The 10427-nt window shown below is 62.7% G+C and carries 10 protein-coding genes, 1 pseudogene and 1 riboswitch; of the genes and pseudogenes, 7 read left to right on the top strand and 4 right to left on the bottom strand.

The genetic code is table 11. From position 1 onward, the window contains the following. On the top strand, positions 1-662 hold a 662-nt coding region (locus AC1DX0_RS23995), incomplete at its 5' end, for a magnesium and cobalt transport protein CorA (RefSeq protein WP_477357070.1). Between the two features lie 154 nt (positions 663-816). Here AC1DX0_RS23995 and AC1DX0_RS23990 read toward each other — a convergent pair. After that, on the bottom strand, positions 817-1338 hold the full coding sequence (locus tag AC1DX0_RS23990) for a GcrA family cell cycle regulator (RefSeq protein ID WP_027043472.1): 522 nt from the start codon (positions 1336-1338) through the stop codon (positions 817-819). 357 nt (positions 1339-1695) lie between these two features. Between AC1DX0_RS23990 and AC1DX0_RS23985 the strand changes: the two genes are divergently transcribed. The 3 genes from AC1DX0_RS23985 to AC1DX0_RS23975 all read left to right on the top strand — a co-directional run bounded on the left by AC1DX0_RS23985 (position 1696) and on the right by AC1DX0_RS23975 (position 4950). After that, the gene (locus tag AC1DX0_RS23985) at positions 1696-2895 is read left to right on the top strand and encodes an acetylornithine transaminase (RefSeq protein ID WP_477222963.1); all 1200 of its coding nucleotides are present in this window, start codon (positions 1696-1698) and stop codon (positions 2893-2895) included. A 16-nt stretch (positions 2896-2911) separates the two neighbouring features. Next, positions 2912-3823, top strand: coding sequence for an ornithine carbamoyltransferase (gene argF, locus AC1DX0_RS23980; protein ID WP_477222962.1), 912 nt, complete (start codon positions 2912-2914; stop codon positions 3821-3823). Between the two features lie 95 nt (positions 3824-3918). Further along, positions 3919-4950 carry an Hsp33 family molecular chaperone gene (locus AC1DX0_RS23975; RefSeq protein WP_172234522.1) on the top strand — a complete coding sequence of 344 codons (1032 nt, stop codon included), beginning with the start codon at positions 3919-3921 and terminating at the stop codon, positions 4948-4950. Positions 4951-4988: 38 nt separating this feature from the next. On the opposite strand, the gene apaG is transcribed toward AC1DX0_RS23975, so the two are convergent. Further along, entirely contained in the window at positions 4989-5381 is a 393-nt protein-coding gene (gene apaG / locus AC1DX0_RS23970; protein WP_027146773.1) for a Co2+/Mg2+ efflux protein ApaG, read from the bottom strand. Positions 5382-5602: 221 nt separating this feature from the next. Between apaG and AC1DX0_RS23965 the strand changes: the two genes are divergently transcribed. Further along, a complete protein-coding gene (locus AC1DX0_RS23965) occupies positions 5603-6754 on the top strand; it encodes a ceramide glucosyltransferase (RefSeq protein WP_477222961.1) in 1152 nt (383 codons plus the stop codon). A 31-nt stretch (positions 6755-6785) separates the two neighbouring features. Here the strand turns inward: AC1DX0_RS23965 and AC1DX0_RS23960 are convergent, their stop codons facing one another. Continuing rightward, on the bottom strand, positions 6786-7976 hold the full coding sequence (locus AC1DX0_RS23960) for an O-succinylhomoserine sulfhydrylase (RefSeq protein WP_477222960.1): 1191 nt from the start codon (positions 7974-7976) through the stop codon (positions 6786-6788). Positions 7977-8033: 57 nt separating this feature from the next. Continuing rightward, a riboswitch (SAM riboswitch) is annotated at positions 8034-8111 on the bottom strand. Positions 8112-8189: 78 nt separating this feature from the next. Here AC1DX0_RS23960 and AC1DX0_RS23955 point away from each other — a divergent pair. Then, positions 8190-9284 (top strand): 2'-deoxycytidine 5'-triphosphate deaminase, encoded by a 1095-nt coding sequence (locus AC1DX0_RS23955; RefSeq protein WP_477222959.1) that lies wholly within the window; start codon positions 8190-8192, stop codon positions 9282-9284. Positions 9285-9383: 99 nt separating this feature from the next. Further along, on the top strand, positions 9384-10157 hold the full coding sequence (locus AC1DX0_RS23950) for an ABC transporter substrate-binding protein (RefSeq protein ID WP_477222958.1): 774 nt from the start codon (positions 9384-9386) through the stop codon (positions 10155-10157). A gap of 75 nt (positions 10158-10232) precedes the next feature. Here the strand turns inward: AC1DX0_RS23950 and AC1DX0_RS23945 are convergent. Continuing rightward, positions 10233-10427, bottom strand: a pseudogene (locus AC1DX0_RS23945) (IS110 family transposase); the annotation flags it as partial.

The raw sequence follows: 10427 nt of genomic DNA, 5'->3' as shown, positions 1-10427 counted from the left end.
GCTCGGGCTACATCGTCAGCGTCAGGCACGGTCCGTCGACCTCCTACGCCGCCGTGCGCCAGCATTGGGAAAGCTGCCCGCATTCGCTGGCCAAGGGCGAGGATTTCGTCCTCTATGCCATTCTCGACTTCATCGTCGACAACTACATGCCCGTGCTCGAACAGATCGAGGACGAGGTCGAGGCGATCGAGGACAAGGTCCTTTTGAAGCCGATGACCGGCCCCGACATCGAGCGGCTCTATATGCTGCGCCGCGATCTGCTGCGCCTGCGCAATGCCGCACTGCCGCTGGTGGAAGTCTGCCGGCGGCTGACCAGCGCCGACCTGCCGCAGATCCACACTGCCATGCATCCACTGTTTCGTGATGTGACCGACCACATCCGCACCGTCCAGGAAAAGATCGACAGTCTGCGCGAGGTGCTGGCCTTCGCCTTCGAGGCCAGCCTGCTGGTCGGCCAGAGCCAGGAAACGGCGATCTCCAAGAAACTCGCCTCATGGGCGGCCATCCTGGCCGTGCCGACGGCATTCGCCGGCATTTACGGCATGAACTTTGACGACATGCCGGAACTGAAGATGGAATATGGCTACCCGATTGTGCTGGCCGCGATCGCCTTGATTTGCTCGTTCTTGTACTGGCGGTTCCGCAAGAATGGGTGGCTATGAAAAGAGAGCGAATAGGGAGTGGCGAATAGCAACAAAAAACGGCTTGCTCCCAGTCACAGAAGCCAAGCCGTTCCTATTCGCTATTCGCTATTCGCTATTCGCTATTCGCTATTCGCTATTCGCTATTCGCTATTCGCTATTCGCTATTCGCTATTCAGCGATTGCGCCTCCGCTCCGCCGCCGGCTGAAACGCCACGCGGGCATGATACTTGCAATACGGACCGGTTTCGGCGGCCTCGTTGCCGCAGAAATTGAAGTCTTCCGACAGCGGATCGCCGTTCGGCCATTTGCAGGTGCGCTCGGTCAGTTCGACGAGCTGCAGATGCCGTGAGATCGGTACCACGACATTTTCAACCGGACGGATGTAATGATGGCGTGCGACTGGCTCGGCATCGAACTGGGTCTGCAAGGCAGTTGCGCCGATCGAAGTCGTGACGTGGCGTGCCGTGCTTGCGGCGCGCGCCACCGATTTCTGAACGGTCGATCCCTGAGCCGTCTTCTTCTGGCGTGCCGGTGTCGCCGTTGCGCGGCCGCGGCCCGACAGCTTCAGCCGGTGCACCTTGCCGATGACGGCATTGCGGCTCACCCCTCCAAGCTGGGCAGCAATCTGGCTTGCGCTCAGACCCTCCGACCACAGTTTCCTGAGAAGTTCGACCCGCTCGTCAGTCCAGTTCATGAGACCGCGCTCCTGCTAAGCGTGCGCAATCGGAATCCCTTCCCGACCCAGCAACCTTGCTGGGGCAGACACCACATATATCTGGTGATTAGGTCCGCCGCACGAAATCTAGTTATTTCTCGACTACAATTACCTTATGCGCTGACTCGGTGACAAGAGTCCGAAGTGCAACACGAATCGGTTTTTTCGGTTTTCCCCAACTTGCCCGGTCGCTCATGAGCCGGCGTCGAGTTAGGGGGCTGATCGCGCGCCACTACGCGACGTTTTCGTTGACTTCATGGCCGAAAAACACGATAAGCCGCACAAGGCCGCCGCTTTGGCGGCTTTTTTGATTTTCCGGTACCGGAGACGCATATAATGAGCGGTTCGGCGCTTTACGAGACCTTTGCTCGCGCTCCCCTGGCTTTCGACCACGGGGAAGGCACCTGGCTGGTTACCGACAAGGGCGAGCGATATCTCGATTTCGCCGGCGGTATCGCGGTTAATTCGCTCGGCCACAGTCATCCGCATCTGGTCGCGGCTCTCACCGAGCAGGCGGCAAAACTCTGGCACGTCTCCAATCTCTACGAGATTCCGGGGCAGAGCCGGCTTGGCGAGCGTCTGGCCGACGCCACCTTCGCCGACAAGGTGTTCTTCACCAATTCCGGCGCCGAGGCGCTGGAATGTGCGATCAAGACGGCGCGGCGCTACCACTTCGTCAAAGGGCATCCCGAGCGCTTCCGCGTCATCACCTTCGAAGGCGCCTTCCATGGCCGCACGCTGGCGACCATCGCGGCCGGCGGCCAATACAAATACCTCGAAGGCTTCGGCCCCAAGGTCGAAGGCTTCGACCAGGTTGGCTTCGACGATATCGATGCCGCCGAGAAGGCGATTACGCCGGAAACCGCCGCGATCCTGATCGAGCCGGTGCAGGGCGAGGGCGGCATCCGTCCGGTCCCGACACAATCGTTGAAGCGGCTGCGCCAGCTCTGCGACCAGCACGACCTGCTCTTGATCTTCGATGAGGTCCAGTGTGGCATTGGCCGCACCGGCAAGCTGTTCGCGCATGAGTGGACGGGCGTGACGCCCGACATCATGGCGATCGCCAAGGGCATTGGCGGCGGCTTCCCGATGGGCGCTTGCCTGGCCACCGACGAGGCTGTGGTCGGCATGACGTCGGGCGTGCACGGCACCACCTTCGGCGGTAACCCGCTGGCGATGGCGGTCGGCAACGCCGTGCTCGATGTGGTGCTGGAAGACGGCTTCCTCGAAGACGTCCAGCGCAAGGCGCTGCTGATGAAGCAAGGTCTGGCGGCGGTCGCCGACGAGTTTCCCGATGTCATCGAGGACATCAGGGGCACCGGCCTGATGCTTGGCCTTAAATGCGCCATGCCCAACACCAAGGTGAACATGGCGCTGCGCGACCAGCATTTGCTGACGGTTCCGGCCGGCGACAACGTCATTCGCCTTTTGCCGCCGCTCACCGTCACCGACGCCGAGATCCACGAAGCGCTCAACCGCATCCGCGCCGGTGCCAAAGGCCTGGCAGATGCCATCGCCGCGGCCGCCGCGAAGTAATTCCGGAATATTGCTGATGTCCGTTCGCCATTTCACCGATCTCTCCACCGTTTCCGAGGGCGACCTGCGCTTCATGCTGGACGACGCGGTGGTGCGAAAGGCACGCCTCAAGGCCGGCGAGCGGACAAGGCCGCTCGAAGGCAAGGTGCTGGCGATGATCTTCGACAAGCCATCGACGCGCACACGCGTCTCCTTCGACGTCGGCATGCGTCAGCTTGGCGGCGAGACCATCATGCTGACCGGCACCGAAATGCAACTCGGCCGCTCCGAAACCATCGCCGATACCGCCAAGGTGCTGTCGCGCTATGTCGACGCCATCATGATCCGCACCACCTCGCATGAGCGGCTGCTGGAGCTGACCGAGAATGCCACCGTTCCGGTGATCAACGGACTGACGGATGACACCCATCCTTGCCAGCTGATGGCCGACATCATGACCTTCGAGGAGCATCGCGGTCCGGTGGCCGGCAAGACCATCGCCTGGACCGGCGACGGCAACAATGTGCTGCATTCGCTGCTCGAAGCCTCGGCGCGGTTCCGCTTCAACCTCAACGTCGCCGTGCCCGAAGGCAGCGAGCCGGCACAGAAGCATATCGACTGGTCCGAGGCGAATGGCGGCAAGCTGCACTTCACCCGCTCGCCCGAGGAAGCCGTCGACCAGGCCGACTGCATCGTCACCGATTGCTGGGTGTCGATGGGCCAGGAGCATCGCGCCCGCGGTCACAACGTGTTTTCGCCCTACCAGGTCAATGCCAAGCTGATGGCGCATGCCAAGCCGGATGCGCTGTTCATGCACTGCCTGCCGGCGCATCGCGGCGAGGAAGTAACCGACGAGGTCATAGACGGCCCGCATTCGGTGGTCTTCGACGAGGCCGAGAACCGGCTCCACGCCCAGAAGGCGGTGCTTGCCTGGTGTTTGGGCGCGTGAAGTGTCTGGGCGCTTGATCTGCGGGGGCGCGATGCCTATCTGCGCCGCATCACGCAAATCAAGCGCGTTTGGACGCATGTGCCTCTCCGGGTCGCATGGCCGCGCCCTGGAGCTTTGTCATGTTGGAAATGCATCAAGTGACTGAACATCACCCCAAACTCGGCGAGTTCGGCTATGCCGGCGACGACCATGTCGTGCCGTTCGAGGTCGGCCCGCTCGACGTGCGCGGTCGCACCGTGCAGCTCGGGCCGATGCTCGACGCCATCCTCAGCCGCCATGATTATCCCGAACCGGTTGCCCGCCTGCTGGCGGAAGCCTGTGTGCTGACGGTGCTGCTTGGCACCTCGCTCAAGTTCGAGGGCAAGTTCATCCTGCAGACCCGCACCGACGGGCCGGTCGACATGCTGGTGGCGGATTTCTCCACGCCCTCGGCATTGCGCGCCTATGCACGCTTTGACGCCGACCGGCTCGAGGCATTGGTCGCGGCGGGCGAAACGTCCCAGCAGACGCTGCTCGGCAGCGGCGTGCTGGCGCTGACCATCGACCAGGGCGCCCACACGCAGCGCTATCAGGGCATCGTCCAGCTCGACGGCGAAACGCTGGAAGATGCAGCACGCACCTATTTCCGCCAGTCGGAACAGATCCCGACCGATATCAGGCTTTCGGTCGCCAAGCTGTTGACGCCGGGCCCTGGCGGCGCGCGCGAACAGTGGCGCGCCGGCGGTATCCTGGCGCAGTTCCTGCCGCAGTCGCCTGAGCGCATGCGCGTTCCGGACCTGCCCGGTGGCGATGGCGATCCGCGCGAGGAGATCCATGATCCGGCCGACAATTCCTGGCAGGAGTTGCTGGCGCTGCTCGGCACCATCGAGCCGACCGAGCTGATCGATCCGACGATCGGCGCCGAGCGGCTGCTCTATCGCCTGTTCCACGAGCATGGCGTGCGGGTCTTCGGCGGCGTTCCCGTCGCCGACCAGTGCTCGTGCTCGCGCGACAAGATCCGCGGTATCCTGGAGGGTTTTTCCGCGCAGGAGATCAAGGACAGCACCGAGGATGGCGGTATCCACGTCGCCTGCGAATTCTGCTCGACGCAGTACGATTTCGACCCGGCGGAATTCGCTGCGCAGTAAAGGAGCGTCTTTCTCCCCGTGGAACGGGGAGAAAGACGCTAATTCACCGTCCGCCTCGTCCCCGGCAGATCCAGCGAAAACGCCGGGATGGCGATATCGAAAGTTTCGCCCCGCTTGTTGCGCATCGTGTAGCGCCCGACCATGATGCCTGACGGGGTCGAGAGCGGGCAGCCCGACGTGTACTGATAACTGTCGCCGGGATTGAGTTCGGGCTGGTCGCCGACGACGCCTGGGCCGCGCACCTCCTCGACCCGGCCGGCACCGTCGGTGATGTGCCAATAACGCGACAGAAGCTGCACGAATTCGTCCGACTGGTTGTCGATCGTTATCTGATAGCCCCAGACATAACGGTTCTCGGAAGGATCCGAGCGATCCTCAAGGTAGAACGGCCTGACCTGCACTTCGATGTTGCGCGTGACGGCGCGGTACATAAGCGGCTCCAAAACAATCCGATACCTTTCGGCGCTCCCGGCGAGCAGGTCAACGTGCGCGTCTTGTCGCGCCTGACTTTGAAACGCAGGTGCCGGCAAAGAATGTCATTTAAGTGACACACGACAATGGTGGGGTGCATGCACCGGGCGACTCGGCGCTCTGTCGAACTGTTGAAAACTGCCACGGTGCGGGCCGCCTCTTCTGGAGTGACCAGATCTCGATGGAACTCACTCTCATAGCCGCCTCGCTTTCGACTGCCCTTGTCCTTTCAAACGCTGCCAGCATCCTGCTCGCCGCTTCGCAACTGAAACGGCGCAGCACGATCGCACGGCCAGCTGGCAAATCGCCGCCGGTGTCGATTATCGTGCCGTCGCGCGGCGTCGAGCCGTTCACGCAGGAGACGCTGGAGCGCGCCTTCTCGCTCGACTGGCCGCGCTACGAGCTGATCTTCTGCGTCGCCCATGTCGACGATCCGGTGGTCAGGTTGATCCGCGCCGCCATTGGCCGCTTTCCAAAAGTGCCGGCTCGGCTGTTGATCGGGGACGATCGCGTCAGCGCCAATCCCAAGCTCAACAATTGCGTCAAAGGCTGGGAAGCCGCGCGGCACAACTGGGTCGTCCTGGCCGACTCCAACGTGCTGATGCCGAGAGACTACGTTCAGCATCTGATGGCGGCGTGGCGGACGGATACCGGCCTTGTCTGCTCGACACCGATCGGTTCGCGGCCGGACGGTTTTTGGGCCGAGGTCGAATGCGCCTTCCTCAACACGCTGCAGGCTCGCTGGCAGTATGCCGGCGAGGCGCTCGGCCTCGGCTTTGCCCAGGGCAAGAGCATGTTGTGGAACAAGCCGATGCTGGATGCCAATGGCGGCATCCGAGCGCTGGCGGCCGAAATCGCCGAGGACGCCGCCGCGACCAAGCTGGTCAATGGACTTGGCCTATGCGTCAATCTCGTCGCAGCGCCCTTCGAGCAGCCGCTCGGTCGGCGCACGCTTGGCGTGATCTGGTCGCGCCAGGCCCGCTGGGCGCGCCTGCGCCGCGTCACCTTTCCGCGGTTCTTCGCGCCCGAAATCCTGACCGGCGCGGTGGTGCCGCTGGTGCTTGCGCTGATTGCGGCGGCAAGTGCCGGCGTCAGCTTGCCGCTGACGGCCATCGCCGTACTAACGGCCTTCTACCTTCCGGAATGTGCCCTGGCCTGGTCCAAAGGCTGGTACCTGTCGTCGCGCACAGTCGCGGCGATGATTGCGCGGGACTTGATGCTTCCAGCCATGTGGGTCCGCGGCTGGCTCGGCGGCGCTGTCGACTGGCGCGGCAACGCCATGACCATCGGCACCAAGGCAGCCGAGCTGGAAGAGACGCCGTCGCGCGCCTGATCGCGGCGCGGACGAGCTGCCTCGACTGGGTCTATTTTGCGGCCTTCAGCGCCTGCGCGATGTCTTCCAGAAGATCGTCGGTGTCCTCCAGGCCGACCGACAGCCTGAGCGTGCCAGGCCCGATGCCGAGTTCGGCGCGGGCCTCGTCGCTCAAATTCTTGTGGGTGGTCGTTGCCGGATGGGTGATCAGGCTCTTGGCATCGCCAAGGTTGTTCGAGATCAGCACGATGTCGAGCGCGTTCTGCAGGGCGAAGGCCGCCTGCTTGCCGCCCTTGACGTCGAGGCAGATCAGCGTCGAGCCGCCCGACATCTGCTTCTTGACGATATCAGCTTGCGGGTGGTCGGCGCGGCCGGGATAGATGACGCGAGCGATCTGCGGCTGCTCGGCCAGGAAATCGGCGATCTTGCCGGCGCTCTCCGTCTGCTGGCGCACGCGCACCGGCAGCGTCTCCAGACCCTTGAGCAGCGTCCAGGCGTTGAACGGCGATAGGCTGGGGCCGGTGTGGCGGAAATAATCGTGCAGGTTCTCGTCGATCCACTTCTTGTCGGACAGGATCACGCCGCCGAGACAGCGGCCCTGGCCGTCGATGTGCTTGGTCGCCGAATAGACGACGATGTGGGCGCCGAGCTGCAGCGGCTTCTGCTGCAACGGCGTGGCGAAGACATTGTCGACCACAAGCCGCGCGCCGATCGAGTTGGCAAGCGAGGCGACGGCGGCGATGTCGACCACTTCCAGCGTCGGATTGGTCGGGCTTTCCAGGAAGAACAGTTTTGTGTTGGGCCTAACCGCCTTTTCCCAGTTGGCGATGTCGGTGCCGTCGACCAGCGTCGCCTCGATGCCGTAGCGCGGCGCCAGCGTCTCGACCACCCAGCGGCAGGAGCCGAACAGCGCGCGAGCCGCGACTATATGATCGCCGGCCTTGGCGCTGCACAGCAGGGCCGCCGTCACCGCGGCCATGCCGGATGCCGTGGCGCGCGCGTCCTCGGCGCCTTCGAGCGCACACATGCGCTTTTCGAACATGTCGACGGTCGGGTTGGCGTAGCGCGAATAGATGAAGCCGGGTTCCTCACCCTTGAAACGAGCTTCGGCGGCTTGCGCCGTTTCATAGACGTAGCCCTGCGTCAGATACATTGCCTCGGAGGTCTCGCCGAATTGGGAACGCAGGGTTCCGCCATGCACGAGGGCTGTCTGAGGCTTCCAGTTGCGCTTCTTGCTGCTCATCGCTTTTGTTTCCAGACACAAAAAAACCGGCCGCGAAAGTCGCAACCGGTCCATACGGCCTCGCGGCCAACGGTCCTTTAGCGACTTGTTTAACGTGGCTGCAAGCCGACCGGCCAAATCACCACGGGATAACGACCCTTTAGACCCGCGCCGCGCTTGCGTCAATTGCCGGCTTGATTAAGAGGTTTGTACCAGTTGGAACGGAGCCAGCCTTTGCGGCAGACAGGCATTCTTCCCGATCAAGACATTTCCGCGCTGTTCCAGTCCGGCGCGCTGAAGTCGTCGCGCGCGCTCGATGCCGACCAGATCCAGCCGGCCAGCCTCGATCTGAGGTTGGGCGACAAGGCCTGGCGGGTGCGGGCCTCCTTCCTGCCCGGCCCCAACCACAAGGTTTCGGAAAAGCTCGACCGGCTGAAGCTGCACGAGATCAATCTTGCCGAAGGCGCGGTGCTGGAAACCGGCTGCGTCTACATCGTGCCGCTGCTCGAAAGCCTGGCATTGCCTGCCGAGATTTCCGCCTCAGCCAATCCGAAAAGCTCGACCGGACGGCTCGACATCTTCACCCGTGTCATGACCGACCGCGGCCACGAGTTCGACAAGATCGCTGCGGGCTACAACGGTCCGCTCTACCTGGAAGTCAGCCCGCGCACCTTCCCGATCGTCGTGCGCACCGGCTCGCGCCTATCGCAGATCCGTTTCCGCACCGGCAACGCGCTGCTGTCGGAAGCGGAGTTGCATGAACTGCACCGCGCCGAGATGCTGGTCGCCACCGAACCGCCGAATATTTCCGGCGGCGGCATCGCGCTGTCGATCGACCTCAATGGCGACAGCGACGGGCTGGTCGGCTATCGCGGCAAGCATCACACCGGCCTTGTCGATGTTGACAAGCGCGCGGCCCAAGAGGTCGTCGATTTCTGGGAACCGATCCACAAGAGCGGAGCCGGCGAACTGGTGCTCGATCCCGATGAATTCTACATCCTCGTCAGCCAGGAGGCGGTGCATGTGCCGCCGCTCTACGCCGCCGAAATGACGCCGTTCGATCCGCTGGTTGGCGAATTCCGCGTCCACTATGCCGGCTTCTTCGATCCGGGCTTCGGCCATTCGGCATCAGGCGGCACAGGCAGCCGGGCGGTGCTCGAAGTGCGCAGCCACGAAGTGCCGTTCATCCTCGACCATGGCCAGATCGTCGGCCGGCTGGTCTACGAGCATATGCTGAAGCGGCCGCAGGCGCTCTACGGCACCGATCTCGGCTCCAACTACCAGGCCCAGGGCCTGAAGCTCTCCAAGCATTTCCGCGCCGCGCGCTGAGCTCCGGTTACCGGCAGGCAAAATACTTGCCTGCGCTGGCACATCATGCTTGGCTGGTTTGTCGGTCGCCCGGATGCGGCGCTCAAGGGGAACAAGAAAATGCAGATTTCAAGATGGATCCTATCGGCGGCAGGCGCTGCCTTGTTGGCGATTGCGGCCGGCTCTCTGTCGGCGCAGGCTGCCGAGAAATTGAAAATCGGCACCGAGGGTGCCTATCCGCCATTCAACACCATTACTTCTGACGGCAAGGTTGTCGGCTTCGACATCGACATCGCCAATGCGTTGTGCGCGCAGATGAAGGTCGAATGCGAAATCGTCACCCAGGATTGGGATGGCATCATCCCCGCTCTGCAGGCCAAGAAGTTCGACGCCATTATCGCCTCGATGAGCATCACCGAAGAGCGCAAGAAGCAGGTCGCCTTCACCAACAAATACTACACCACGCCGCTCGCCTTGGTGGCGCCGAAGGACAGCGAACTGACCTCGACCGATCCGGCGGCACTTGCCGGCAAGACCGTCGGCGCCCAGGCTTCGACCACACAGGCCGATTATGCCCAGAATACCTATGGCAAGGCGGGTGCGGAGGCAAAACTCTACCCAACCCAGGAAGAGGCGATCACTGACCTGACCAACGGCCGGCTTGATGCCGTGATCTCGGACAAGTTCGTGCTGGTGGACTGGTTGAAGAAGGCAAGCGACGGCTGCTGCAAGCTGATCGGCGACGTCAAGGGCACCGAGACTCAAGCCGGCATCGCCGTGCGTCTGGAAGACACAGAACTTCGCGACAAGCTCAATGCGGCCATCGACGCCATCGTCGCCGACGGCACCTACAAGAAGATCCAGGCCAAGTATTTCGACTTTGATATTTATTGAGGTTGAAGAGCGTCTCTTCCTTCTCCCCTTGTGGGAGAAGGTGTCGCCGAAGGCGACGGATGAGCAACTGTGTTTTCAGGCTTTGTCTGGACACCAGGGTTGGTTGTGTCGAAGCATGGCGCTGAGGATGGTCATAATCTTTCGGGCCACGGCGACGATGGCGACCTTTGGTTGCTTGCCGTTGGCAATGAGACGCTGGTGGAAGGCTCTGAGTACGGGATTTGAGCGGCTGGCGGTGAGCGCTGCCATGTAGACCACCCTGCGCAGAGC

Source organism: Mesorhizobium sp. P3_A9, from assembly GCF_056402975.1.
Note: the sequence above shows the minus strand (reverse complement) of the source record. Positions and strands in the feature narration are given on the sequence as shown.

Coding starts and splice junctions, on each gene's coding strand:
- AC1DX0_RS23990 (WP_027043472.1), bottom strand. CDS start 1,338: ATGAACTGGACTGACGAGCGGGTCGAACTTCTCAGGAAACTGTGGTCG.
- AC1DX0_RS23985 (WP_477222963.1), top strand. CDS start 1,696: ATGAGCGGTTCGGCGCTTTACGAGACCTTTGCTCGCGCTCCCCTGGCT.
- argF (WP_477222962.1), top strand. CDS start 2,912: ATGTCCGTTCGCCATTTCACCGATCTCTCCACCGTTTCCGAGGGCGAC.
- AC1DX0_RS23975 (WP_172234522.1), top strand. CDS start 3,919: ATGGCCGCGCCCTGGAGCTTTGTCATGTTGGAAATGCATCAAGTGACT.
- apaG (WP_027146773.1), bottom strand. CDS start 5,381: ATGTACCGCGCCGTCACGCGCAACATCGAAGTGCAGGTCAGGCCGTTC.
- AC1DX0_RS23965 (WP_477222961.1), top strand. CDS start 5,603: ATGGAACTCACTCTCATAGCCGCCTCGCTTTCGACTGCCCTTGTCCTT.
- AC1DX0_RS23960 (WP_477222960.1), bottom strand. CDS start 7,976: ATGAGCAGCAAGAAGCGCAACTGGAAGCCTCAGACAGCCCTCGTGCAT.
- AC1DX0_RS23950 (WP_477222958.1), top strand. CDS start 9,384: ATGCAGATTTCAAGATGGATCCTATCGGCGGCAGGCGCTGCCTTGTTG.